Genomic DNA, 25,464 nt, shown 5'->3' on the forward strand with positions numbered 1-25,464 from the left:
GGGAGCGGACCGCCGGTCACGGCCGCTGGGCCAGCCCCAGCTCGGAGGCGAGGAAGCGGCGCAGGTGCGAGCGTGCCTGTTCGAGGGAGAGCGGAGGGGCTCCGCGCAGGCGACGCAGGGCCAGGCCGTCGACCATGGCGTTGAACCGGATGGTGGTCTCGTCCACGTCCGGGCAGCGGAACTCTCCGGAGTCCCGGCCGCGGGTGATCAGCTCCGCCACCCGATCCGACCAGTGCTCGTAGCGGCGGTGCTGGTGCGAGTCCGGTGCGAGGGTGGCCGAGGAGGCCCAGCTGTCGAACCACAGCCGCCAGTGGCGGTCGGTCTCGGCGTTGAACACGCCCTCGACCAGGGCCTCCAGGCCTTCGGTGGCCGTGGGCAGGGACAGCATCCGCTCACCCAGCGGACGGTAGTAGCCGTCGATCTCGATGGAGACCGCCTCGCTGATGATCTCCTTGACCCCGGCGAAGTGGTAGGTGACCGTGCCCACGGACACCCCGGCCGCCCGGGCGATGTCGCGCAGGCCCACCCGGCCCGCGCCGTGCTCGGAGACCAGGGGCACCGCGGCCTCCAGGATGAGACGCCTGCGGACCTCGGTGGGCTGCCGGGTGCGCTTGTCCGGGGCCACGGCACGGCGTTTGGGGCCCGAGGGGTTGGGACCCGGGTGAGGCGCGGCGCCCTCCGGATCGGCCGTCATCCCGCCGTCCTGGGGATCTCCCGGCGCCACTCCCTGGTCTCGACGACCTCTCCCCCGCTGGTCGCCTCCAGCGTGCTGTGCACGACGAAGTGTTCCGCGGTGGCGCTGAGCTCACTGGAGGTGCGCACCAGAACGTCCCATCCCTCCCGGCGTAGGCTGATTTCCCACTCGGATCCTGCCACGGCCGACAACGGGTCGTCGACTCGGATCCGGTAGCGCTCGCGGGCGCTCTCGGTGTAGACGAGGCCGTCCGGGTAGGTGCGCGTGCCCCCGTAGTTGGGATCGACGTCGAGCACCCACTCGCCCGTGCCGACGTCGTGGGTGACCAGGCGCTCGGGGCGGTCGTTGCCGGTACCCCGCACGATCGGTAGCGGTGCGGCCTGTTCGGGTTCGTCGAACTCCACCGGTGCCCGGCCCTCGTCGGTGCCCTCGGGGCGTTCGGGCAGCAGCAGGGCGCTGTCGGCGGGCCACAGGGTCAGGGTCGCGTCGTCTGGCTGGGGCCACACCCACGGCCAGTAGGCGGTGGACACGGCCACCCGGACGCGGTGCCCGGCGGGGAACGCGTAGCCGGTGCCGGTCAGCTCGACCTCGACGTCCTCGGGGGTTCCGGGCACCCAGGGCACCGCGCGGTCGCGGCCGTGGCGGCTGCTCAGGTTGAGCACGCCCCGGGTGACCAGGGTGGAGGAGCCGTCGGGGGCCACGTCGCACACGCGCACGATCACCGTCCCCCTCGGGCGGTCGGCGTCCATGCGCAGGCGTACCCTGGCGCGGCCGAGGATCTCGGTGCGCCTGGTGAGGACGGGGGTGTCGAAGCAGGTGGAGCGGCCGTCCTCCTCTCGCTGGTCGGGCGGCAGGTCGGTGGCGTTGCCGTAGGGGAAGTACCGGCCGGCGTCGATCCCGGTGTGCTGCGGGCTGTGTACCCGGACCGGGTCGTCCGCGCCGTCCGCGCCGAGGACGACCTCGCTCCACCGGGTGTCCGGCGAGGGCCAGGCGTCGTCGGCGACCCAGCGGCCGGGCCGCTGTTCGTAGGCGGTGGCGGGCGGGACCGGTTCCTGCATCCACGAGCGCAGGCGCGGGGTGTCCATGGCGCCGTTGCCGGCGTCCTTGAGCCAGTGGTCCCACCAGCGCACGGTCTCCTGGAGGAAGCCGATGTGCGGTCCGGGCGGCAGCGCGATGTCGGGGTACTGGTGTGCCCATGGGCCCAGGATGCCGCGCACCGGGCCGGGCAGGTGCTCGGTCAGGCGGAGCACGGTGTCGCGGTAGGGGTCGGCCCAGCCGCCGACGGCCAGGACGGCGGCGTCGATGGCGGAGTAGTCCTCGCAGACGCTGCCGCGGCGCCAGTAGTCGTCGCGTTCCTGGTGGTCCAGCCAGGTGTGGACGAACGGTTCGATGGCGTCGAGGCGTTCGCGCCACATGGGCAGCCAGGCGTCGCCGACGGCGGTCGGGTCCGGCGGCCGGGCGGTGAAGGCCAGCATGGTGCCGGACCAGCCGATCATGTCGATGCCCAGGACCGAGCCGCCGGTGTAGTGGACGTCGTTGTCGTAGCGGTCGTCGGCCGAGCACACGGTGACGATCGCCTTGAGCGCCTCGGGGCGCCGGGCGGCGATCTGGAGTGAGTTGAACCCGCCCCAGGAGATGCCGAACATACCGACCCGGCCCGTGCACCAGGGCTGGGCGGCGAGCCACTCGACGACCTCGACGCCGTCGGCGAGCTCCTGTTCGGCGTACTCGTCGCGCATCACGCCCTCGGAGTTACCGGATCCGCGCAGGTCCACCCGGACCGACGCGTAGCCGTGGCCCGCGTAGTAGGGGTGGCGCTGTGCGTCGCGCGGCGCGGTCCAGTCGCCCTTGCGGTAGGGCAGGTACTCCAGCAGCGCGGGGACCGGGGCCTCCAGCGCGTCCGTCGGCAGCCACAGGCGCGCGTGCAGGCGCGTGCCGTCGGCCATCGGAATCCAGGTCTCCCGTACTTCGACCTCTCTGTCGAAGTCCTCGCGGTACCGCATGTTCCCCCGTTCGTACTGTGTGGTGCTCGGTGTCAGGTGTCAGGCGGCGCTGGCGGGACCGTCGGGGTCCCAGCGGCGGATGCGGTGGCCCCCGCCCAGGTCGATCCAGTCGGGGTCGGACCCCCCGTCCGCGGACTCGGCGACCGACCCGGTGGGAGGCCCTTCCGTTTCGGGAACCGGCGCGGTGCCCCCGCCCCGCGCCGGTTCCGGTTCCAGGACCGCCGCCATGAGGCGGCTGGTGTAGGGGTGGTTGGGGCCGTTGAAGACGGCGTCGACCGGCCCCTCCTCGACCACCCGGCCCTCGCGCATGACCGCCACCCGGTCGGCGATGCCGCGCACGACCGCCAGGTCGTGGCTGATGAAGACGAACGCCAGGTCCCGTTGGGCGCGCAGGTCGTCCAGGAGCGCCAGCACGGAGGCCTGGACCGACACGTCGAGCGCGGTGGTGACCTCGTCGGCGACGACCACGCGCGGGTCCCCGGCCAGGGCGCGGGCGATGCCCACGCGTTGGCGCTGGCCGCCGGAGAGCTGCTCGGGCAGCCGGTCGGCGAGCGCCGGGTCCAGGGCAACGTCCCTGATCAGGGCGTTAGCGCGGGCGTCGGCTTCGGAGCGGTCGGCGAGTCCGAAGAACCGGAGGGGCCTGCGCACCGCCTCGCGTACGAGGCGGCGCGGGTTGAGCGAGGTGTCGGCGTTCTGGAAGGCCAGCTGGATCCGGCGCCGGACGTCCAGGGGCCGCTGCCGCGCCCCGTTGGCGAGGTCGCCCTCGCCGCTCCCGTCTTCGGTGTCTGCGAGCAGCCGCATACTGCCCGAGGTGGGCGGGCGCAGTCCGGCCAGGGACCAGGCCAGGGTGGACTTGCCGCTGCCGGACTCCCCCACCAGGGCGAGGACCTCGCCGCGGCGCAGGCCGAGCGTGACCCCGTCCACGGCGCGGTGGGGCCCGTAGTCGATGGTGACGTCGCGTACGGACACCACTTCGGGGGCCTCGTCGGGGACGGGGCGGCGCGTGCGCACGGTCCGGGCGCCGTCCTCGCCGACCTCGGCCAGGCCTCGGTCGCGGACCCGGGGAACGCTGGCGAGCAGGTGGCGGGTGTAGGCGTGCCGGGGGTCGGTGAACAGGGTGCCGGTGTCGGCTGACTCCACGACCTCGCCCTCGCGCATGACGACCACCCGGTCCGCCATCCGCGCCACGACCCCGAGGTCGTGGCTGACCAGGACCGACGTCAGGCCGAGTTCGTCGCTGAGCCCGGCGACCAGGTCGAGGACGCGGGCCTGGGTGACCACGTCCAGCGCCGTCGTGGGCTCGTCCAGGACGAGCACGCGGGGTTCGGCGGCCAGCGCCATGGCGATCGCCACGCGCTGCTGCTGTCCGCCGGAGAGCTGGTGCGGGTAGCGGCGGACGATACCGTCGGGGTCGGGCAGCCCGACCTTGGCCGCCAGGGTGCGGGCCCGCTCGCGCCGTTCGCCGCGGGTCAGCCCGAGGGGCAGCAGCGATTCCTCGATCTGCCGTCCGACCCGCATGGACGGGGTGAGCGCGTTGCCCGCGTTCTGCCCGACCAGGGCGATGTCGGCGGCGCGCAGGTCGCGCAGGCCGCGGGCGTCCAGGGAGAGCACGTCGCGGCCGGCCACCTCGACCCTGCCTCCGGTGACCCGGGATCCGTGCCGCAGGTGTCCCAGCAGGGTCCCGGCGACGGTGGACTTGCCGCTGCCGGACTCGCCGACCACGGCCACGGTCTCCCCTGCGGCCGCCTCGAAGGACACCCCGCGCACGACGGTGACGTCGGCCCCGCCCGAGCGGTAGGCCACGGAGAGGTCGTCGACGCGGACCACCGCCTCGCCCCGGTGGGCGACGGTGTTTCTGTCAGCGGTGCTCACGAGCTCTCCTTCACGCGGTCGACGCCCCAGGCCTTGGCGAGGCCGTCGGCGGACAGGTTCAGCCCGACGACCAGGGTCGCCAGGGCGATGATGGGTGCCAGGCTCGCCCACGGCACCACGACCATCGCGGTGCGGTTCTCCGCCACCATCAGCCCCCAGTCCGGGGTCGGCGGGTTGGCGCCGAAGCCCAGGAAGGAGAGCGAGCTGATGAGAAGGACCACCCAGGAGGCGCGCATCGCGAACTCCACGGAGACCACGTTGACGATGTTGGGCAGGACCTCGCGGACCAGGATCGGGAGAGTGCGCTCGCCTCGGGCCCGGGCCGCGGTGACGTAGTCGAGCGGGGCCACGCCCAGGGCGGCCGCCCGCACCACGCGCACCACCTGTGGGGAGTAGACGATCGTCACCGCCAGGACGATCACCGCCGGTCCGGCGCCGAGCACGGTGACGACCACCAGCAGGGCCAGGATCGGCGGGATCGCCAGGACGGCGTCGAGCACACGCATCAGCGCGTCGTCGAACCATCCTCCCCTGAGCGCGGTGACACAGCCCAGAAGGGTGCCGAGGGCGACCGCGCAGGCGGTCGCGGCGAACGAGACGACCAGGGCGTACTGTCCGCCGTAGAGCACCCGGGTGAGGACGTCGCGGCCCAGGGCGTCGGTGCCCGCCCAGTGGTCGGGGCCCGGACCGAGGAGTGCCTGGTCGGGCGTGTTGGCGGTGGGTGAGTACGGGGTGAGCAGCGGTGCGAGCAGGGCCAGCAGGACGTGCAGGGCGACCAGGCCCAGGCCCACCGTCGCCGGGGTGGAGCGGGTCAGCGAGCGCAGGGCGCGCCGCAGGGCTCCGGGCGCCGGGGCCGACCCGGCCTCGTGCGCGGCCTCCCGGGCCTCACCTCCGGCGGGTGTCTGGTTGGACTCGCTCATCGGGAGCTCCTCTCACCGGTGCGCAGGCGCGGGTTGAGCGCCATCGCCCCGAGGTCGGCGGCGAGGTTGCACAGGACGTAGACGACCGCGCTGAGCACGGCGATGGCCTGGAGTACGGGTAGGTCGCGGTTGTGCACGGCCTCGAGCATCAGTTGGCCGATACCGGGGTAGTTGAAGACGTTCTCCACCACGGCGACGCCGCCGACCAGCCAGGCGACGTTCATCGCGATCACGTTGAGGGTGGGCAGCAGGGCGCTGGGCAGGGCGTGGCGGACGACCACGCGCGCGGTGCCGATGCCCTTGAGCCGGGCTGTGGTGACGAACTCGCTAGCCATCACGTCGATGACACTGGTCCTGGTCATGCGCACGATGTAGGCGGTCATCACGACCGACAGCGCGATGGTGGGCAGCACGATCGCGGGCAGCAGGTCGGCCACCGGAGCGGAGGCCTCGTCCAGGACCACGGCGGGCAGGACGGGGACCGTGATGGACAGGGCCAGTACGAGCAGGGTCGCCACCACGAACTCCGGGACGCTCATCCCGACCAGGGTGAGGGTGGAGATCACGGTGTCCGGCCAGCGGTCGCGGTACAGGCCCGCGAGCACGCCCAGCACGATCGAGGCGGTCACGGCGACCGCGACGGTGGCCACCGCGATGAGCATGGTGTTGCGCAGGTGGAGCCAGAGCGTGGCGGCCACCGCCTCACCGGAGACCAGGGAGACTCCGAAGTCGCCCTGGACCACACCGGCGATCCAGTCCAGGAAGCGCAGGACGGCGGGCTGGTCCAGGCCCATCTGCTCGCGCAGCGCGGCCACGGCCTCGGGGGTGGCGTCCTGGCCGAGCACCTGGGTGGCGACGTCGCCCGGCAGGAGCTGTACCGCGGCGAAGACCATGATCGAGGCGAGCAGGACGGTGACGACCGCGGAGAGCAGCCTTCGTGTGACGTAGAACAGCATCAGGGCCTCAATCCGATGTTGAGGTAGTCGAACTCGAACCCGTACTCGCGGTAGTTGAGGACGTCCCGGGACAGGCCCACCAGGCGGTCGGCGAACATCGGCGTCATGGCTCCGCCCTCCTCGACGACCAGGACCTGGGCGTCCTGGTAGAGGGTGCGGCGGCGGTCCTCGTCCGCGGTGCGGCGGGCGTCGTCCAGGAGGGTGTCGAAGTCCTCGTTGGACCAGGCGGTCTCGTTGTAGGAGGAGCCGCTGCGGAAGACCTGGTTGAGCAGCTGGTCGGCGGGGCGTCCGGTGTACCAGTAGGTGGCCATCAGGGGCCGCCGCATCCAGATCTGGGTGTAGTAGTAGTCGGCCGAGGCGTTGCGCACGGTGACGTCGATCCCCGCCTCGGCCACCGAGTCGCGGTAGGCCAGCGCCATGGGGGTGAAGACCGGGTCGTAGCTGGAGGTGTAGAGGTCGACGCGCAGGTCCTCGCGGCCCGCCTCGGCGAGCAGGGCGCGTGCCCGGTCGGGGTCGTGGTCGAGCGCGTGGTCGGTCCAGTAGGGGGTGCCGGGCGGGACCGGGTTGTCGTTGCCGACCACACCGGTGCCCTGGAGGGCCACGTCGATGATGAGCCGGGGGTCGTAGGCGTGCTTCATGGCGCGGCGAACCCGGGGGTCGGTGAACGGCTCCGCGGTGGTGAGCATCGGCAGGACGTACCACTGGGCGTTGACCGACCGGGCGATGGTCGCCCGTTCGGAGGCCTCCACCACGCGGGCGGTGGCGAAGTCCAGGTTGGTCTGGGAGATGAGGTCGACCTGTCCGGCCAGCAGTGCGTTGACGCGGGCCTGGATGTCGGTCATCGCGAACATCTCGACGGCGTCCAGGACGGGCGCGCCCTCCCAGTGGCCGTCGTTGGCGACCACTCTGCCCCGGCCGCCCGGTGAGAAGGAGTCGAGCCGGAACGGGCCGGTGCCGATCCCGCTCTCCCCGATCGTGTCGCCGCTGCCCTCCGGGATGACGTAGCAGTGGTAGCTGGTCAGCAGGGCGGGGAACTCGAAGTTGGGTTCCTTGAGCTCGACCACCAGGACCCCCGGTTCGGGGGTGCCGAGTCCGGCCGGGTCGACCAGGGGTGCGAGTACCGTGCCCTGGGGCGAGGCGAGGTCGGGGTCCACGATGCGGCGCAGTGTGTAGGCGGCGTCCGCGGAGGTGAACGGGGTGCCGTCGTGGAAGGTGACCCCCTCGCGCAGCCGGAAGGTCCAGGTGGTGCCGTCCTCGCTCGGCTCCCACTCCGTGGCGAGATCGGGGACCGTCTCGCCGGACTCGTCCATCCTGACCAGACGGTTGTACAGCGCGCCGAGGTACTCGTAGGCCGACAGCGAGCTGGCCGGGTCGAGCGTCTCGGCCTGCGACGCCGGCGGGCGCGCCATGCGCAGCACCCCTCCGTCGGCGGTGGCCCCGGTGGCCGCGCCCTCCGGGATCGGCGGGGCCGCCTGCCGGTCGGACGCCCCGCAGCCGGGCAGCAGGACCGCGGCACCGAGTGCGCCCGCCCCTCCCAGCAGCGCGGTTCTGCGCGGGATCTGTGGCGGGTTGCCCGCGGAACCCGGTGAGCGCGGCATGACTTCCCCTCTGTTCCTCTGTGCTCCGTGCGTCCTGCATGCCCCTTGAACGGGTTAATCGTTCAATGAACGATTAATACGATCCTTGAACGATAGGGGTTCGGTTGCCGGGATTCAAGGTGGGACGGGAGCCCTCGGCCGGGGCCGGGCAGCACGAAGGGACCCGCACGTCCGGTGTCGTCGGGTGTGCGGGCCCCTGCGCGGAACCTCGGAGAACCGGCGGTCAGTCCACCAGGACCGCGCGGTGGTGCCTGCCGATCGGCAGCATCAGCGGCTTGCCCGAGGTGGGGTCGGTGATGATCCGACTCTCCATCCCGAACACCGCCCGCACCAGGTCGGGGGTGAGCACCCGACCGGGCGGGCCCGCCGCGTGGAGTCCGCCGTCGGCGAGCGCGATGAGGTGGTCGGAGTAGCGGGCGGCGAGGTTGAGGTCGTGCAGCACCAGCACGATCGTGGTACCGCGGGAGGCGTTGAGGTCGGTGAGCAGGTCCAGGACCTCGACCTGGTGACTGACGTCCAGGAAGGTGGTGGGCTCGTCCAGCAGCAGCAGGTCCGTACGCTGGGCGAGCGCCATCGCGATCCACACGCGCTGGCGCTGCCCGCCGGAGAGCTCGTCCACGGCCCGGTCGGCCAGTTCCGCCGTTCCGGTGGCCTCCAGCGCCTCGGCCACCGCCTCGTCGTCCTGGCGGCTCCACCGGGTGAGCACCCGCTGGTGCGGATGCCTGCCCCGGCCGACCAGGTCGGACACGGTGATGCCCTCCGGGGCCACCGGGGACTGCGGGAGCAGCCCGAGCGTGCGCGCCACCGCCTTGGGCGGCATGCGGTGCACCTCCTGGCCGTCGAGCAGCACCCGTCCGCTGCGTGGCGCCAGCAGGCGCGACATGGAGCGCAGCAGCGTGGACTTGCCGCAGGCGTTGGCGCCGACGATCGAGGTGATCCGGCCGGGCGGCACGGCGAGGTCGAGGGAGTCGATGACGTCGCGGTCCTTGTAGCCGAGCGTCAGTTCCTCGACGAGGAGCGAGTGACCCGTGGTCAAAGGGAGCCTCCCACACGGTTGGTGCGGACGATGAGGTAGACGAGGTAGGGGGCGCCGAGCACGCCGGTGACGACCCCCACGGGAAAGCGGGTGCCGAAGGCGAACTGGCCGCAGAAGTCGGCCACCAGGACCAGCAGCGCGCCGACCAGGGCCGAGGGCACCAGCAGGGAGCCGTCCGAGCCCACCAGGCGGGCGGCGATCGGCCCGGACAGGAAGGCCACGAAGGCGATCGGTCCGGCCGCGGCGGTGGCGAAGGCGATGAGCCCGACGGCGCCGACGATCGCCAGCAGCCGGGTGCGGTCCACCCGCACCCCCAGGGCCGAGGCGGTGTCGTCGCCCAACTGGAGCGCGGAGAGGTTGCCCGACAGCCCCAGCAGCACCGGTGCGAGCACGGCCAACGCGGCGACCACCGGCAGGGTCGCGTTCCAGCTGGTGCCGTTGAGGCTGCCGGTCAGCCAGCGCATCGCCTCCTGCAGGTCCCAGGTGGCGGCGCGGTCGAGGATGTACGACGTGATGCTGTTGAGCATGGCGGCCACGCCGATGCCGATCAGGATGAGCCGGGTGCCGGAGACCCCGCTCTTGTACGAGAGCGCGTACACGAGCAGGGCCACGCCCAGCCCGGCGACGATCGCGAAGACCGACACACCGGTTCTGTCCAAGGACAGCACCACGATGGCGAAGGTCGCGGCGGCGCCGGCGCCGGCGCTGATGCCGATGATGTCGGGGCTGGCCAGCGGGTTGCGCAGCATGGTCTGGAAGGTGACACCGGCCATCCCGAAGCAGGCTCCGGCGGTGATGGCGAGTACGGCGCGGGGCAGGCGCAGTCGCCCCACGGTGAACGAGGCGCCGGGCACGTCCTGGCCGAGGACGACCCTGGCGACGTCGCCGGGCGGGTAGAAGGTCTGCCCGACCATGAGGGTGAGGGCGAAGCCGAGGACGATCAGGGCGGCGAGGAGGCCGACCACGGTGTGCCGTCGGCGGGCGCGGCGCCCGCGACCGCGGGCGACGGTCTCGACGGTGGAGATGCTCACAGGGCACGGACCTTCTGGCGTCTGACGATGTAGATGAAGAAGGGGGCGCCGACCAGGGCGGTCACGATCCCCACGTCGATCTGTCCGGGGCGCGCCACGATGCGGCCGAGCACGTCCGCGGCGGTGAGCAGCGCGGCCCCGGTCAGGGCCGAGAACGGCAGCAGCCAGCGGTGGTCCACGCCGACCAGCAGGCGGCACACGTGCGGGACGACCAAGCCGACGAAGCCGATGGGGCCGGTGACGGCGGTGCTGGCCCCGCAGAGCACGACGGCTCCGGCCGAGGCGGTGACCCGCGAGGCCTCCACGCGTTGGCCCAGCCCCGCGGCGAGCTCGTCGCCCAGGGCCAGGAGGTTGAGCCCGCGCGCGCAGAGCAGGCAGACGATGAAGCCGACCGCGAGGAAGGGCAGCACGTGGGAGATGGCGTCGTAGGTGCCGCCGCCGACTCCGCCGATCTGCCAGGAGCGGACCCCGTCGGCGATGTCGTTGCGCGGGAGCACGACGGCGCTGGTGAACGAGGCCAGCGCGGCGGAGGTGGCGGCTCCGGCGAGGGCGAGTTTGAGCGGGGTCGGGCCGCCGCGGCCCATGGAGCCGATGACGTGTACGAACAGCGCGGTGAGCCCGGCTCCGGCGATTCCCCACCAGATGTAGTCGGTGGCGGTGGCCAGGCCGAAGAATGCCATGCCGGTGACCACGGCGAGCGAGGCTCCCATGTTGACGCCCAGGATGCCGGGATCGGCCAGGGGGTTGCGGGTAGCGCCCTGCATGACCGCGCCGGATATCCCGAGGGCCGCGCCGACCAGTACGGCGAGCAGGGTCCGGGGGATGCGTTTGGCGACCGCGGCCTCGTTGAAGCCCTCGGCCGACCCGCCGAAGGCCGCGACGATGTCGGCCCACGCGACGTCGCGGGAGCCGACGGAGACCGAGAGGAACATCAGGCCGAGCAGGACCGTGAGGGTCAGGAGCAGCCAGAGGGGGCGGGCCCGGCGCGGGGGCCGCTCGGTGGCGGCCCCCGTTTCGGTGGCAGCGTGCTGGGTGGAGGTGTGCCGCGCGGTCACTGTGCTCCGTCGGCGGCCTCGGCCAGGAGCGACAGGTAGTCGTCGAGGACCCAGGAGATCGACAGCGGGGTCGGGTTGGCGGCGGTACCGAGCGGGCTGTCGCCTGGCAGGCCGACCACGGCGGAGTTCTCCACCGCGGGCATCTGGGCCAGCAGCGGGTCGCCCTCCAGGGCCTCGATCAGTTCTTCGCCGCCATAGGTGACGATGATGTCGACGTCGTCGAAGGTGTCGGCCTGTTCGGCGCTGTGCGTGAGGGAGAACTGGTCTGTTGCGGCGGAGGCCTCGGCGACGCTCCCGGGGGTGGCCAGGCCGATGTCCTCGAAGAACAGCGCGCGGGTGTCGTGTGTGGTGTAGAAGCTGACCTCGCTGAGGTCGCTGGTGTCCACGTGGGTGAGGAACATGGCCGAGGAGCCCTCGATCTGCGGGTGCTCGGCGACCGCGTCGGCGATCTCGGCCTCCAGCTCGACGATGAGCTCCGCGCCCTCGTCGGCCATGCCGATGGCGGCGCTGTTCAGCTCGATGGTGTCGCGCCAGGACGTGCCCCAGGCGGTCTCGGGGTAGGCGACGACGGGGGCGATCTCGCTCAGGGTGTCGTAGTCCTCCTGGGTGAGCCCGGAGTAGGCGGCGAGGATGACGTCGGGCGCGGTGTCGGCGACCGCCTCGAAGTCGATGCCGTCGGTCTCGTCGAAGAGCACGGGGGTCTGGGCGTCCAGCTCCTGGAGCTTCTCCTCGACCCACGGGAGTACGCCGTCGTCGTTGTCGTCGCCGAAGTTGGCGGCGGCCATGCCGACCGGGACGACGCCCAGGGCCAGGGGGACCTCGTGGTTGGCCCAGTTGACCGTGGCGACCCGCTCGGGCGCGGAGTCGATGGTCGTCGTGCCGAGCGCGTGCTCGACGGTGACGGGGGTCCAGTCACCGGAGTTCGCGGAGCCCTCCTCGGCGGGGGAGGAGGAGCAGGCGGCGAGGGTGAGGGGGATCAGCGCGGCCGCGGCGATGCGAGCCAGCCTTGAAACGCGGGGCATGGTGTCCTTCCGGTGGTGTCCCTGTGCACCCCCGAAAACCGGGAGTTAGGTTTGCCTAACCGAATTTAGGGTGCACTCAGTAGGTTCGCAATCGCGCGAAGAGGACACCCTTCCTCGCGAAACGGACACCACACCGATGACAGGCCCAGCCACTGACCCGGCGGTTACTGTGCGCGGAACCGCCCGGGGCTCATCCCGGTGACCCGCCGGAACACCGTGCCGAACGCGCTCGCCGAGTGGTAGCCGACGCGCTCGGCGACCTCCTCGATCTCCTCTCCCCCGCACAGCAGCGTGATCGCGTGCTGCACGCGCGCGGCGGCCAGCCACTGGCTGAACCCGAGCCCGGTCTGCGCCCGGAAGGCCCGCGTGATGGTCCGGCCGCTCACGTCCAGCCGCACCGCCCAGGCCGCCAGGGTGGTGTCGTCGGCCGGGTCGGCGCGCACGGCGGACACGATCGGCGCCAGCAATGAGGAATCGGGGATCTTCAGGAGGAGTTCGACCGGGGCCGGCGCGAGCAGGTCGAGCACCAGCGCCTCGGTCTTGGCCCGTGAGTCGGCGGCCAGGCCCTCGGTGTTGAGCCGCTCCAGCAGCAGCCGCAGCAGCGGGGTGACCTCCACCGCGACGGGGGTGTCCGCGATCGCCGGGACCGCGTGGATACCGAACTGCGCGGCGTGGTGCCAGGTGCCCGCCGGGGTCCATCCGGAGTGGAGGGTTCCGGCCGGGATCCACAGGCCGACCGACGGGGTGACGGTCCACATCCGCGCCCCGATCCTGGCCGTGGACGCGCCGCGCTGGTTCCAGAGCAGCTCGTGCGTGGGGTGGGAGTGCTCCTCCCAGTAGGTGTCGCGGGCGATGACCTCGTCGGTGCCGTAGACGACGAACGGCACGTCGATCTCGCCCGCCGCGTAGAGGGGGAGCCTGCGGCTGTCGACCGCCTCCGCCCGCCCGCGGCGCTTGCCGCGCCCGGCCGCGGTGTTCGGCGCCATGTCTCGTATGACCACGCCAGCAAGGTTACGCCCGCCGAGCACCTGCACCCAATGAAAGGGTAGCCTTGCCTTATTTTCTGCCCCAAGGAGGCTTCCGATGACACGGATGTCGGTAGGAGTGTCCGGTGCTCTGGCGATTCTGCTGATCGCCGGTTGCGGCACGGCCCGGGACACGGAGGAGGGGCCCGGCGCCCCGGGCGAGGGACCCTACCCGCTGACCGTGGCGACCGCCTACGGGGAGGTCACCGTCGAACAGGCGCCGGAGCGGGTGGTCGCGCTCGGGTTCGCCCCGGCCGAGGAACTGCTCGCCCTGGGCGTGGAACCGATCGGCGTGGCCGAGGAGCCCGACACCCTCGAACAGAGCGTGCCGTGGCTGGCCGAGGAGATCGCCGGCACCGCCGAGGCCGGGCTGCTCACCGGCGACGGCGAGCCCAACATCGAGGCCATCGCGGCGCTCGCCCCGGACCTGATCATCGCCCAGACCCACCAGCTGCCCGACCGGGCGAGCTTCGAACGGCTGAACGCGATCGCCCCGACCGTCCTGCCCGACACCGACGCCGTCAACGCCGACTGGGACGAACGCCTGCTCAAGACCGCCGAGGCGTTGGACCGCACCGACGAGGCCGAGGAGCTGGTGGCCGGGATCGAGGCGGAGTTCGCCGGGATCGGCGCGACCGTCCCCGACATCGGGGACCGCACCTACCAGTGGGTGCGCGCCGACGCGGACGGCTACACCTTCGGCAACGGTGCGCTGTTCGAGCTGTTCGGTCTGAAGCCGGCCGACAACCAGGACAACACCCAGGGCGGCGATCCGCTGTCGCGGGAGCACACCGCCGACCTGGACGCCGACCTCCTCGCCGTCTGGGCTCCGGGCGAGGACGAGCGCCGACGGCTCGACGAGGACCCCCTGTTCCAGGGCCTGCCCGCGGTCGGGGCGGGCACCGTGTACTACGCCGACCTCGCCTTCGCCAACGCCATCAACTCGGCGGGACCGATCAGCCTGCGCTGGCTCGCCGAGGAGTTGCGCCCGACCATCGAGGAGCTCGGCTAAGAGCCTGCCCCGAACCGGCCGGGAACCGCCCTACCCCGGTGTCCTGCCGCCAGAAGCGCGGTACCACCGAAACCCAGTGCACCGAAACGGCTCCTGGTGGCACCGCCCTCGTGAAGGGGCGAACCCGCTCCGGGCGGGCCGTGTCACAGTGAGCGCTGGTCCCGACGCAGGGGGTGGTCGTCGGGGATCTGGACCAGGACGATGCGCACCCCGTCGGGGTCGGCGATCCACGCCTCGACCAAGCCCCAGAACTCCGTCCGGGGCTCGCGCAGCCCGTTGACACCGGCCGCCGTCAGCCGGGTGTACTCGGCCTCGACGTCGCGCACCTGCAACCACAGGGAGAGCGGCGGCACCCCGGAGGGTTCGGCGGCCCCAGAGACCTCCAACAGCCCGTTGCCCAGGAAGAACACCGTCCCGAGGGCCTCGGGGGCGCCGAACTCGCGGTGCACCGCCAGCCCCAGCACGTCCCGGTAGAAGTCACGGCTGCGCCGAAGGTCGGTGGGCCGCAACAGGATGCGGCTGCTCAGAACGTCCATGCCCGGCATGGTCGCATCTGCGGCCCCTGCCCGAGAAGAACCCACGGCTCGCGGCCCGGCGGTCACGCGAGGGTGTTCGGGACCGCCACCCTCCCCTGGTCGAGGGTGAGCAGGTGGTCCGCCCCCCGCGCTTCCTCGGCGAAGTGGGTGGCGTGCACGACCGTGACTCCCTCGGCCGCGATGTCGGCGACGGTCCGGCTGATCCGCTCCCGAGCCTCCTGGTCCAGCCCGGCGGAGGGTTCGTCCAGGAGCAACAAGTCCGCCTCCTGGGCCAGGCCCTGGGCGATCAGGGCGCGCTGGCGCTGACCACCGGAGAGCCCGCCGAGGCCGCGGTCGGCGAGGTCGGCCACCCCGGCCCGCTCCATGCAGCGGGCCACCACCGCCCGGTCGTGGCGGGTGAGCGGACGCCACAGGCCCCGGTGCGCCCAGCGGCCCATGGCCACCGCGGCCCGCACGGTGAGCGGCAGGGTGTCGGGGACCGCGCTGCGCTGCACGACGAAGGCGGGGCGGGCCGCGCGGGCGCCCCGGTCCGGTGTGACCTTTCCCCGCCTGAGCGGCACCGTGCCCGCCAGGACCCCGAGCAGCGTTGACTTTCCCGCACCGTTGGGCCCCACCAGGGCGGTGACCGCCCCTTCGGGGACCTCAGCGCTCACGCCCTTGAGGACGTCGGTCCTCCCGTAGCCCGCGTACAGGTCGTCCAGTAGCACGTCGCGCCCCTCTGCTCTCCGGGTGTGCGGATACCGATCGTTCGGCCCGATTTGGAAACGATAATGGTTATCGTTATAGAGTGTCCCATCATGGAAGCACTGATCGAACCCTTCGGGGTCACCTTCGTCCAGCGCGCGCTGTGGGCCGGACTCCTGGTCTCGGCCGTCTGCGCGATCGCGGGCACCTGGGTGGTCCTGCGGGGCATGGCCTTCCTCGGGGACGCGATGTCGCACGGCATGCTGCCCGGGGTGGCCCTGGCCGCCCTGCTCGGGCAGAGCCTGTTCCTGGGCGCCGCCCTGGCCGCGGCGGCCATGGCGGCCGGGGTCACCGCGCTGAGCCGATCACCCCGGCTGTCCCAGGACACGAGCATCGGCCTGCTGTTCGTGGGGATGCTCTCGGCGGGTGTGATCCTGGTGTCGCACTCGGCGTCCTACGCCGTGGACCTCACCGCGTTCCTCTTCGGTGACGTACTCGGGGTGCGGGAGCGGGACCTGGTCCACCTGGGAATCTCCCTGGCGGTGGCGCTGGTGGTCGCGGTCGTGGGCCACCGGGCCTTCGTCGCGCTGGCCTTCGACCCCCGCAAGGCGCACACCCTGGGCCTGGCCCCGCGGGTGGCGCACTTCGCCCTGCTCGGCCTGGTCACCCTCGCGGTGGTCGCCTCGTTCCACGTGGTCGGCACCCTGCTGGTGTTCGGCCTGCTCATCGCCCCGCCCGCCGCGGCGCTGCTCTGGGCCAGGAGCATCCCCGCGATCATGCTCACCGCCGCCCTGCTGGGCGGTACCGCGACCTACGTCGGCCTGCTCGTGTCCTGGCACTGGGGCACGGCGGCCGGGGCGAGTATCGCGGCCTCGGCCGTGGCGTTCTTCTTCGTCTCCGCGCTGGCCGCCGCGCTGCGTTCACGACTGACCGGGAAGGCACGCCCCCTCCCACCCGAAGAGCACGACTCACCCGCCCCCCTGATCCCGAACACCCCTATGGAGAGGCCGGTGTCGTCTTGAGACGTCCCGCTACCGCCCTGTTCCCGGCGGCCCTGATCACCCTGCTCGTCTCCGGTTGCCTGGGCGGTTCCCCCGAAGCCGCCGACACCCCCGAGGACGAGGAGACACCCCACGGTTACGTGGAGGGCGCGGAGGAAACCGCCGAACCGCAGTCCCGCCTGGTCGTCGCGGACTCCGACACCGGGCAGGTCCACCTCCTGGACCTGATCACAGAAGAGGTCTCCGACCTCGGCGAGGTACCCGGCGTCGACGGGATCATGGGCGACGGCCGATTCGCCTATCTCAATTCATCCGGTGACGGGACCTTTGAAGTCTTCGACAGCGGTGTGTGGACCGTGGACCACGGCGACCACAACCACTACTACCGGACCGGCGCGGGCCGGGTCGGCGCCCTGGACGGGGTGATCGGCTCCGACGTGGTCACCGACACCGTTCTGACCTCCGTCACCGACACTGGCGGAGCCTCCCTGGTCCTGATCCGCGAAGGACTGGAGGACGGCTCGGTCGAGACCGCGGACGTGGTCACCGACGGGCCGGTCGCGGCCTACCCCTACAAGGGGGTCCTGGTCACCGCCGACAGCTCTGACGGCTCCGTCCGGACAGTGGGGCGGGACGGCGACCCCGGCGAGACGTTGGACGAGACCTGTGAGGCCCCCCAGGGGGCGGCCGTCACACGTCGCGGCCTGGTCGTCGGCTGCGAGGAAGGGGCGCTCCACGTCACCGAGGACGACGACTCCCTCGACGCCGAGATGCTCCCCTACCCGGCGTCCGGGCGCGTCGACGCCTTCCACCACCGCCCCGGTTCAGCCGTCCTTGCCGCGCTGTCCACCGACGGCGACCCGTGGGTGCTGGACCTGGCCGCCGCGGAGTGGCGCCCCGTCGACCTCGACGACACGGTGGCGGTGACCGCGGCCGGTGAGGACATGCCGGTCCTCGCGCTGACCGGGGACGGAACCCTGTACTCCCTGGATCCGGAGACGGGTGAGCAGGAGGCCAGCACCCCGCTGCTGGAGGAGCTGGACCCCGAGCACCCGCCCACCGTGCAGGTGGACACCTCCCGCGCCTACGTCAACGACGCCGAAGCCGGGGTCGTCCACGAGATCGACTACAACGACGACCTGCGTGTGGCCCGCACCCTCGACGTGGGCATCGCGCCGCACCTGATGGTCGAGACCGGACGGTGACCGAAATGAACCCCCGAACCACACCCGCCGAACGCGCCCTCTCCGCCCTCGTGGCCACCGGCCTCGCCCTCACCCTGGCCTCGTGCTCCTCCGACGGCCAGGACACCGGGGTCGTGGTGACCACCAACATCCTCGGTGACATCACCGAACGGATCGTCGGTGATCAAGCACGGGTCACCGTACTGATGAAACCCGACACCGACCCGCACTCCTTCGCCATCTCCGCCCAGGAGGCCGCGACCCTGGAGAACGCCTCCCTCGTCGTGCACAACGGCCTCGGGCTGGAAGAAGGTGTCGCGCACAACGTCACCGCCGCCGCGGAGGAGGGTGTTGCCGCGCTGGAGGTCGGGGCGGGCGTCGATCCCCTCCCCTACACCTCCGACGAGAGCGAGGGCGAGCCCGACCCGCACTTCTGGACCGACCCGGAGCGAGTGCTCATGGCCGTGGACCTGATCACCGAGAGCGTGATCGAGGAAGTCGGGGGCGTGGACGCCGACACCGTGCGCGCCAACGCCGAGGCCTACGCGGCCGAGGTCGCCGAACTCGACACCTGGATGGGAGAGGAGTTCGCCGCCCTGCCCAGGGAGAACCGCAGGTTGGTGACCAACCACCACGTCTTCGGCTACCTCGCCGACCGCTACGACTTCGAGGTCATCGGCGCGGTGATCCCCAGCGGCACCACCCTGGCCTCGCCCAGCACCTCCGACCTCAAGGAGCTGTCGGACGCCGTCGCCGAGGCGGGTGTCTCGGCCGTCTTCGCCGACTCCTCCCAGCCCGACCGGCTGGCCACCGTCATGGCGGAGGAAGCCGGAGTGGAGATCGAGGTGATCCCGCTCTTCTCCGAGTCCCTCAGCGCGGAGGGAGAAGGGGCCGAGACCTACCTGGAAATGATGCGCTCCAACACCGAAGCCATCACCGCCGGGCTCGGCGCGAGCTGACCCGGCGGTGAGCACCCCCCGTCCCCGCACACCATCCACCCCGAAGAGAGAACCCGTATGCGCACCAACCGCATCACCCGCGGAGCGGCCCTGCCCGCGCTGCTGTCCGCAGGTCTACTGCTGACCGCCTGCGGCACCGGATCCGACGAGACCTCCACGGGCGCCGACGGAGAGGACGCGCCGGCCGAGACCGTCGCCACCGACCCCCTGGTCACCACCTACGACGGCGGACTGTACGTCCTGGACGGCGAGACCCTCGACGTGGTCGCCGACATCGAACTGGAGGGCTTCAACCGGATCAACCCCGGCGGGGACGACCGGCACGTCTTCGTCTCCACCTCCGAGGGCTTCCAGGTCCTGGACGCCGCGGGAGCGGAACTGACCGACACCCTCTTCACCGCCGACACCCCCGGGCACGTCGTGCGGCACGACGACCGGACGGTCCTGTTCGCCGACGGAACCGGCGAGGTCACCGCCTTCGACAGCGACGCCCTCGGCAACGGACTGCCTGAGGACCTCGACGTCTACACCACCGAGGAGGCCCACCACGGTGTGGCGGTCGAACTGGCGAACGGCGAGCTCCTCGTGACCCTCGGCGACGAAGAGGAGCGGGTCGGCGCCATCGTCCTGGACGAGAACCGGGAGGAGATCGCCCACAGCGAGGACTGCCCGGGCGTGCACGGTGAGAGCGCCGCTCAGGGCGGGGCCATCGCGATCGGTTGCCAGGACGGGGCCCTGATCTACCAGGACGGCGCGTTCACCAAGGTGGACGCCGAGGACGACTACGGCCGGATCGGCAACCAGGCCGGTTCCTACCAGTCACCGATCATCCTGGGCGACTACAAGACCGACCCGGACGCCGAGCTGGAGCGTCCCGAGCGCATCGCACTGATCGACACCACCGACGCCAGCCTGGAGCTGGTCGACCTGCCCTCCAGCTACACCTTCCGCTCCCTGGGCCGCGGCCCCGGCGGCGAGGCCCTGGTCCTGGGCACCGACGGAGCCCTGCACGTCATCGACGCCGAGTCGGCCGAGATCACCGACAGCATCGAGCTGATGGACGAGTGGGAGGAGCCCCTGGAGTGGCAGGACCCCCGTCCCGCCCTCTTCGTCCGGGGCGGCACCGCCTACGTGAGCGACCCGGCCACCCGGCAGATCCACGCGGTGGACCTGTCCTCCGCTGAGGTCACCGGATCGGTGACCCTGGACGAGGCCCCCAACGAGCTGAGCGGCGTCGCCCACTAGGACGTCGGACGCGACCGGCCACGGGCCGTCCGAGTACCCACGCGCATCTGAGCGCCGGTACTCGGGCGGCCCGTTCGCGGTACGGGCAGTATGAGGGCATGAGCGACAGGAGTGCCGCCCCGCCCACCCCGAAGCCCCTCGCCGCAGCTCCCCCGTGCCCACCCTGCAGGTCGCGGTTCTCCTGGTCGGGTCACCCGCCGCGACCTGGTAAATCGCCCCCGTCCCGGCGGAGAACACCGCGCGGACGGCGGGTTCCCCCTGTCGGAGGCCGGGTACGCGAACGGTACCTGGCCGCTGAGCGAGGTCGCCGTCGGCGCGGTCGGCCTGGCCGCTGCCCTGGCGGCGACCGCACTGCCCTTCCGGGCGCTGACCGCCGGACACCTGCGCCGGCTGCCCGGGATCGCGGTCCTGCTTCTGGTTCCGCTTCCGTTGGTGCTGGGCTGATGGTGGACGTCGGCCACGGCCCCGGTGATCGGGGTGAACTCTGAAGCCGTCTTCACCGGATGGCCGTTCGTCGCCCTGGGGGGCTCATCCTGCTCACGGTGTCGGTGGTCCTGCTGCTGGTCGTCCACCGACGACGCCGCGCCGAACCTGGCCCCGGGAGCCAGGTCACTGAACACCTCAGCAGCGGATTCGAACTGAGCGCAGCGGTCCTGTGATCAGAGCTGACACCTCACGACCCGGACTTTGGAACATCACTACCGCGAATCGGGTGCTTTGACACCGGTGGCGGCCCCGAACAAGATGATCCGATGAATGCCACTCCCCCTTCCAGCCCGTCACCCGGTCCGTCCGCAGAGCAGCCCGAGGCCCCCGGCAACTTCGGCCCCCACCCTCCCCCGGGGCGAAAGCGGCCAGGCCGGGGCACCGTGAAGACGCTCGCGCTCGCGGGCGCGAGCGCGGGAACCGTCCTCGCCGTCGCGGGCGGCTACGTCATCTACGACACCTACCTGACGGTGGACCCCCGTGAGGACCTTCTGACCGCTGCGGCCCTGGTCGAGGAGGCACCGGGGCTGCACGTCGAGGCCACACGCTCCTACACGATCGGCCACGACGAAGCGGTCGATCGCACCGAAGACGGTGTCACCGCGCAACTGTGGCCCGAAGGCGAGATCGGGTTCGAGATGCGCTACGCGGGCGGCGCCGAACAGGTCTTCAGTATCGAACCCGTCGACCTGGACCTGGGCTACGCGCTGATCGCCAACGCCGACGGTGCGTTCGTATACACCGAGCCGGGCGCCTCCATCGCCTACCGGGAGGAGGACGGCGCCAACACCGACGGCCCCTTCACCTATGACGAAATGCGCGACCCCATCACCATCCGGGAGTTGGACCGCAGCAACACCGGTGAGGAGAAGTCCGCGCAGTTCCCGGCCGATGACTACGGCCCGGAGCTCTTCTCCCGCCTGTTGTCCTCGCTGGCGGAGGACGAGGGCCTGGAGTTGCTCGGTTCCGAGGACTCCGATGCGGCCTCCCACGAGGGTCTGTTGGTCGCGGGAGGCATGGCCGCCTGGGACCTGGACTTCGGACGCGTACGCCCCCAGGACGGGACCGGGCGCGTGTGGCTGTCGGAGGCCGGGGCTCCGGAACGGGTGGAGTTCACCGTCGACGAGGCCCGGTTCGTGCTGGAGCTGTCCGTTCTGGATGAGCCGACGGTTCCGCCCGTCCCGAAGAACCACCGGGAGAGCAGGCTGAACCTCAACGACTTCTGGTGGCCGGAAGGCACACACCGGCTGGCCAACCCCTACTGCGACCGGGTCGAGGCGGACGGGCAGGAGTGGCTGGTGGTCACCTACACCTGGACCCTTGCCTGCGAGGAGGCCCTGTCGGTTGCCGACCAGATGGTGTCGCAGGACCACGATCCCACGTCAGTCTTCCAGACGGGCCCCTCCGAACCGATCGAGATCGACGGCCTGGAATGCGTATGGCGGCGTCTCTCCGATGACGGCGCCTGGCAGCCTGACCAGTGCCACGATCCCAGCGGCACCGTGGTCCTCGACCTGTACCCCCGCTGACCCCGTACCGTTCGGGGCGGCCAGCGCCCTGGCCAAGGGATGCCAGACCTTCCCGGTCGCACCAACCCTGGCCGAACTCGCGGACCTGGTCGCCGCCCGGCTGGCCCCGCACAAGAGCCCCCGCCGCCTGCGCGTGGTGGACTCCCTGCCCCGCAACGGCATGGGCAAGATCCTCAAGCGGGAGCTCGGCGGCTGAGGCTCCGGTCCGCTGCCCCTTCGAACCGCAGGGCCGCAGGTCACAGTCGTTGGAGCCAGAGGGTGGAGAGGACAAACGCGCTGCTCCGATCTGGGGGGGCCAGCCCGGGGTCCGGTCGACGGGGATCCGGCACCGCTGGGCCGACACCCGGTTCCCTCCGACTCCAGCATTCGGCGGTCACGTCCAGGGGACCCGTTCCACTCGATTCCATCAATTCCAGAACAGCGAAGAGCGAACATGAAACGAAGCGCTGACACCGTAAGGAAATGGTCAGAAATCATTCTCGGCCAGCTCGGGAATCCGCGGGTTTTCGCGCTCAACGTCGATGAGGTCGACGATGTCAACGCGCTGATCCTCGACAGTGGCACTGTTCCCGGACCGACCCTTCGCACGCTCTCCGAAAAAGCACCGGAAGACATCCGGTCCGGCGTGCGGACCTTTGTCTCCCTGCACCCCAGCGGCTGCGGCTCCGGGGTCCGCCTTCCGGACTCCCTGCCTGAACACCAGGTCGTCCTCATGCTCGCCGAGCAGCTTCAGGAAGAAGTATGGGAAAGCACCGGCGGTGAACCCGTGCCCGCGTGCCCGGGCCACCAGCACCCCGCGAAAGCCGACTCGGCGAACGAGGTCCCCTCCTGGGTGTGCCCACGGGACGGACACGTCCTGCGCCCCATCCTCCCGGCGGGCACTCCCGAATGACAAGGCCGGCGGCGCGCGGGAAACCCTTGCCCTCGACACCGAACCTAGGCATATTAGGAAGAACCCTAGGAGCATTAGGATCGCTATGCCACGTGTGGGACTCACCCGGGACGCTCTGGTGTCCGCCGCCGCCGACGTCGCCGACGAGATCGGGTTCGACCGGCTGACCCTCGCCGTGCTCGCGCAGCGGTTCGGTGTCCGAGACGCCAGTCTGTACACGCACGTCCGGGGCCTGTCCGACCTCCTGGAGAGCGTCGCCCTGCTGGCACACGACGAATGGGCGGACACCCTGTGGCAGGCGGTGGCCGGACGGTCCGGCCACACCGCGCTGCGGGCCTTCGCCGACGCCTACCGCGCGTTCGCGACCGGGCATCCGGGCCGCTACGCCGCCACCCGGTACCCGGTGCCGCCCGAGCGGCTCGCCGAGTCCACAGGGATACCGCGCATCATCGAGGCCTGCTACGCGCTGCTGCGCGGCTACGACCTCACCGAAGACGACGCCACCGACGCGGTCCGGCTTCTACGCAGCACCTGCCACGGCTTCAGCGACCTGGAAGCGGTCGGGGGATTCACCGCCGACCGCGACCTGGACGCCTCGTGGCGGCGTGCGATCGACGCGCTCCACCACACCCTGACCCACTGGTCGAAGACCTGAACCCGAACAGGAGCAACCCATTCCTTCCAGCACTCTCACGCTGAACCTGAACGACGTCACCGTGGACTACGACCGCCGCGGCGACGGTCCCCCGCTGCTGCTCGTCCCCGGCGGGGTCGGGCACGGTGGCATGCTCGACCCGCTCGCCGCGCACCTGGCCGACCGCTTCGACGTCGTCACCATGTCCAGTCGCGTGGCCTCGGCGAAGCAGCCCGAGACCTTGGGCGACCAGCGACCCGGAGACCACGCCGAGGACGTGCTCGGACTGATCGACCACCTCTTCGCGGAACCGCCGATCGTGTTCGGCTTCAGCTCCGGGGCCGTCACCGCCCTCGAACTGCTGGCCCAGCGGCCCGACCGCGTCCGTCTGGCCGTGGTCCACGAACCGCCGCTGGTCAATCTGCTGCCGGACGCCGCACGCCACCGCGCCGCACTGGAATCGGTCCGCGCCGCCGCCCGAGACCGGGGCCTGGAGGAAGCCCAGGAGCTCATGACCACCGCCGTGACCGCCCCCGGGCCCGACCCGGGCCGCGAGAGCGACCTTCCCCGACTCCAACGCGTCGGAGCCTGGAGCGACGGTTACGCCGGTACCGGGCCCGAACCGCTCGGCCCCGAGCTGGCAGAACTCTTCGTCCGGCTCGGTGAGCTCCAGGGGATCATGCTGGAACACATCATGCTCCCGTTCACCACCCACGAACCCGGCCTCTCCGTGCTCGCCGCGCACAGCGATCAGCTCGTCCCCGTGGTCGGCGTCGACTCAGCCGGCCAGCTCCCGTACCGGACCGCGGCCGCCCTGGCCGCGCGGCTCGGTCTGCCGCTGACCGAATTCCCCGGCGGCCACCTCGGCCCGGTCGAACGCCCCGCGCAGTTCGCCGGTGCGCTCAAGGACCTCCTCGGCACCCGCTGACCACTCGAAACACGCTGTCCGACCGGGCCCTGAGCCGGCCCCCGACTCACCCGCAGTCCGCATCGGCGAGCCACTGGCGCGCGTCCTCCTCGGCCGCCTCCGTGGGGTGGTCGGGCCGGATGGGCTCCTCCTTGAGGTTCACCCCGTCGCGGTCGACGTAGACGCTGCTGGTGAGGGCCAGCTCCGCGCCGTCGTAGAGGGTGTGCACGGAGTTGCCCGAGGTGTATCCGGCACTGTCCTCGCCGAAGGATTCCACCGAGTCCAACCCCCGGAAAGCCGTGAGGACCGCCTCGCCGCTCGAAGCGGTCCGTTCGCTCTGGAGCAGGGCGATCGGCTGACCGGTGATCTTGGGCGTCTCCTCGACGCTGATGAAGCTGTTGCCGTTCATGCCGACCCCGTCGTCCTGCACGGTCACGCCCATCTCGGCGCCGGCGGCCATCCGGAATTGCATCGCGGCCCCGTTCGGCAGCAGCGCCGAGAGCCCCGACAGCATTGGATACATGTTGCCGCCCGTGTTGTCACGCAGGTCGACGACCCACCCGCACACCTCCGAAGCGGCTGCGGCGATGTCCGCGGTGGCCTCGTCGGCGTACCGCTGCTGGAGCTCCTCGGACACGCTGCCGAGCTCGGGCACCACCACGGTCGCGACCCCACCGTCCACGGTGACCGTCGGCGCCCGGAATTCGGTGGTCGACTCGTCGGCCCAGCCCTCGGCCTCCTCCGGGGTCAGGAAGAACGTGTGGCTACCGCCCGCCACATCCGCAGCCTCGGCCAGGACGTCGTGGAGGTCGGCGTAGCTGTCGGCGCCCTCGGCAGTCTCCAGCACCCGTTCCCGCGCGGTCTCCCACTCCGCTCCGTCGGCGTAGTAGCCCTGCTCCATCAGTTGGAGGGCCACGTCCGCGTACCTCTGCGGCGAGGGCGGGAACAGGTAGAAGCCGAGCTGCGGACCCCACGTGTGGACCAGCCAGACCCCGCCTCCGCCCAGCAGGAGCACCACGATCGCGAGAACCGCCAGCACCCGGCGCCACAGCTTCTTCCGGGGCTTGACAGGGCTTTCCTCGCGAACGGAATCGGGCGTTTCACCATGATCGAGCGTCTTCATCGGGGAAGCGTAACGAGACGTGTGCGGACGCTGACACCCTCGAAAGTCATGGCCCTTCGG

The 25,464-nt window shown here is 71.5% G+C and carries 25 protein-coding genes; 10 read left to right on the plus strand and 15 right to left on the minus strand.

The annotated features are described in order from the left end of the window. Positions 1–16: 16 nt before the first annotated feature. The 11 genes from HNR07_RS09000 to HNR07_RS09050 form a co-directional block, all read right to left on the minus strand. Positions 17–694, minus strand: a complete 678-nt coding sequence (locus tag HNR07_RS09000; RefSeq protein ID WP_184364288.1) for a TetR/AcrR family transcriptional regulator — start codon at positions 692–694, stop codon at positions 17–19. Further along, positions 691–2,697 carry a CocE/NonD family hydrolase gene (locus HNR07_RS09005; protein ID WP_184364290.1) on the minus strand — a complete coding sequence of 669 codons (2,007 nt, stop codon included), beginning with the start codon at positions 2,695–2,697 and terminating at the stop codon, positions 691–693. Before HNR07_RS09005 ends, HNR07_RS09000 begins: the two co-directional genes overlap by 4 nt. Positions 2,698–2,736: 39 nt before the next feature. Continuing rightward, positions 2,737–4,569: a dipeptide ABC transporter ATP-binding protein gene (locus HNR07_RS09010; protein WP_184364292.1), complete on the minus strand. Its 1,833-nt coding sequence runs from the start codon at positions 4,567–4,569 to the stop codon at positions 2,737–2,739. Beyond that, the gene (locus tag HNR07_RS09015; protein ID WP_221318761.1) at positions 4,566–5,489 is read right to left on the minus strand and encodes an ABC transporter permease; all 924 of its coding nucleotides are present in this window, start codon (positions 5,487–5,489) and stop codon (positions 4,566–4,568) included. The genes HNR07_RS09010 and HNR07_RS09015 overlap by 4 nt, the downstream gene beginning before the upstream one ends. Continuing rightward, a complete protein-coding gene (locus HNR07_RS09020) occupies positions 5,486–6,445 on the minus strand; it encodes an ABC transporter permease (RefSeq protein ID WP_184364295.1) in 960 nt (319 codons plus the stop codon). Before HNR07_RS09020 ends, HNR07_RS09015 begins: the two co-directional genes overlap by 4 nt. After that, the gene (locus HNR07_RS09025) at positions 6,445–8,043 is read right to left on the minus strand and encodes an ABC transporter substrate-binding protein (RefSeq protein WP_184364297.1); all 1,599 of its coding nucleotides are present in this window, start codon (positions 8,041–8,043) and stop codon (positions 6,445–6,447) included. The genes HNR07_RS09020 and HNR07_RS09025 overlap by 1 nt, the downstream gene beginning before the upstream one ends. A 223-nt stretch (positions 8,044–8,266) precedes the next feature. Then, entirely contained in the window at positions 8,267–9,079 is an 813-nt protein-coding gene (locus tag HNR07_RS09030) for an ABC transporter ATP-binding protein (RefSeq protein ID WP_184364299.1), read from the minus strand. Continuing rightward, positions 9,076–10,110, minus strand: coding sequence for a FecCD family ABC transporter permease (locus tag HNR07_RS09035; protein WP_184364300.1), 1,035 nt, complete (start codon positions 10,108–10,110; stop codon positions 9,076–9,078). The genes HNR07_RS09030 and HNR07_RS09035 overlap by 4 nt, the downstream gene beginning before the upstream one ends. After that, positions 10,107–11,165 (minus strand): FecCD family ABC transporter permease, encoded by a 1,059-nt coding sequence (locus HNR07_RS09040; protein WP_184364302.1) that lies wholly within the window; start codon positions 11,163–11,165, stop codon positions 10,107–10,109. The genes HNR07_RS09035 and HNR07_RS09040 overlap by 4 nt, the downstream gene beginning before the upstream one ends. Continuing rightward, entirely contained in the window at positions 11,162–12,187 is a 1,026-nt protein-coding gene (locus HNR07_RS09045) for an iron-siderophore ABC transporter substrate-binding protein (protein ID WP_184364304.1), read from the minus strand. The genes HNR07_RS09040 and HNR07_RS09045 overlap by 4 nt, the downstream gene beginning before the upstream one ends. A gap of 164 nt (positions 12,188–12,351) precedes the next feature. Beyond that, on the minus strand, positions 12,352–13,173 hold the full coding sequence (locus HNR07_RS09050; protein ID WP_184371785.1) for a helix-turn-helix domain-containing protein: 822 nt from the start codon (positions 13,171–13,173) through the stop codon (positions 12,352–12,354). A gap of 97 nt (positions 13,174–13,270) precedes the next feature. Here HNR07_RS09050 and HNR07_RS09055 point away from each other — a divergent pair, with 97 nt between their 5' ends. Further along, entirely contained in the window at positions 13,271–14,224 is a 954-nt protein-coding gene (locus tag HNR07_RS09055; protein ID WP_184364306.1) for an ABC transporter substrate-binding protein, read from the plus strand. A 143-nt stretch (positions 14,225–14,367) separates the two neighbouring features. Here HNR07_RS09055 and HNR07_RS09060 read toward each other — a convergent pair whose 3' ends face one another. Beyond that, entirely contained in the window at positions 14,368–14,760 is a 393-nt protein-coding gene (locus HNR07_RS09060; protein ID WP_184364308.1) for a VOC family protein, read from the minus strand. A gap of 62 nt (positions 14,761–14,822) precedes the next feature. Further along, complete coding sequence (gene aztA / locus HNR07_RS09065) at positions 14,823–15,467, minus strand: zinc ABC transporter ATP-binding protein AztA (RefSeq protein ID WP_184364310.1); 645 nt, start codon at positions 15,465–15,467, stop codon at positions 14,823–14,825. 90 nt (positions 15,468–15,557) lie between these two features. Between aztA and aztB the strand changes: the two genes are divergently transcribed. From aztB to HNR07_RS34835, 7 genes are all read left to right on the plus strand, one after another. Continuing rightward, a complete protein-coding gene (gene aztB, locus HNR07_RS09070) occupies positions 15,558–16,466 on the plus strand; it encodes a zinc ABC transporter permease AztB (RefSeq protein ID WP_184364312.1) in 909 nt (302 codons plus the stop codon). Then, positions 16,463–17,650, plus strand: a complete 1,188-nt coding sequence (locus tag HNR07_RS09075; RefSeq protein WP_184364313.1) for an ABC transporter — start codon at positions 16,463–16,465, stop codon at positions 17,648–17,650. The genes aztB and HNR07_RS09075 overlap by 4 nt, the downstream gene beginning before the upstream one ends. Positions 17,651–17,655: 5 nt before the next feature. Then, entirely contained in the window at positions 17,656–18,588 is a 933-nt protein-coding gene (aztC, locus tag HNR07_RS09080) for a zinc ABC transporter substrate-binding protein AztC (protein ID WP_184364315.1), read from the plus strand. A 57-nt stretch (positions 18,589–18,645) separates the two neighbouring features. After that, positions 18,646–19,833, plus strand: coding sequence for a zinc metallochaperone AztD (gene aztD, locus HNR07_RS09085; RefSeq protein WP_184364317.1), 1,188 nt, complete (start codon positions 18,646–18,648; stop codon positions 19,831–19,833). Positions 19,834–20,336: 503 nt separating this feature from the next. Beyond that, on the plus strand, positions 20,337–20,492 hold the full coding sequence (locus tag HNR07_RS09090) for a hypothetical protein (RefSeq protein WP_184364319.1): 156 nt from the start codon (positions 20,337–20,339) through the stop codon (positions 20,490–20,492). Between the two features lie 210 nt (positions 20,493–20,702). Further along, positions 20,703–21,848, plus strand: coding sequence for a hypothetical protein (locus tag HNR07_RS09095; protein WP_184364321.1), 1,146 nt, complete (start codon positions 20,703–20,705; stop codon positions 21,846–21,848). Then, complete coding sequence (locus HNR07_RS34835) at positions 21,775–22,044, plus strand: hypothetical protein (protein WP_184373089.1); 270 nt, start codon at positions 21,775–21,777, stop codon at positions 22,042–22,044. The genes HNR07_RS09095 and HNR07_RS34835 overlap by 74 nt, the downstream gene beginning before the upstream one ends. Before the next feature lie 270 nt (positions 22,045–22,314). Here HNR07_RS34835 and HNR07_RS09105 read toward each other — a convergent pair whose 3' ends face one another. Beyond that, entirely contained in the window at positions 22,315–22,635 is a 321-nt protein-coding gene (locus HNR07_RS09105; protein WP_184364323.1) for a hypothetical protein, read from the minus strand. A 190-nt stretch (positions 22,636–22,825) separates the two neighbouring features. On the opposite strand from HNR07_RS09105, the gene HNR07_RS09110 reads away from it, so the two are divergent. Beyond that, positions 22,826–23,395, plus strand: coding sequence for a TetR/AcrR family transcriptional regulator (locus HNR07_RS09110; protein ID WP_184364325.1), 570 nt, complete (start codon positions 22,826–22,828; stop codon positions 23,393–23,395). Between the two features lie 61 nt (positions 23,396–23,456). Continuing rightward, complete coding sequence (locus HNR07_RS09115) at positions 23,457–24,302, plus strand: alpha/beta fold hydrolase (RefSeq protein ID WP_184364327.1); 846 nt, start codon at positions 23,457–23,459, stop codon at positions 24,300–24,302. A gap of 46 nt (positions 24,303–24,348) precedes the next feature. On the opposite strand, the gene HNR07_RS09120 is transcribed toward HNR07_RS09115, so the two are convergent. Then, complete coding sequence (locus HNR07_RS09120; protein ID WP_184364329.1) at positions 24,349–25,404, minus strand: S41 family peptidase; 1,056 nt, start codon at positions 25,402–25,404, stop codon at positions 24,349–24,351. Positions 25,405–25,464: the final 60 nt, after the last annotated feature.

Source organism: Nocardiopsis metallicus, from assembly GCF_014201115.1.
GTDB lineage: Bacteria > Actinomycetota > Actinomycetes > Streptosporangiales > Streptosporangiaceae > Nocardiopsis > Nocardiopsis metallicus.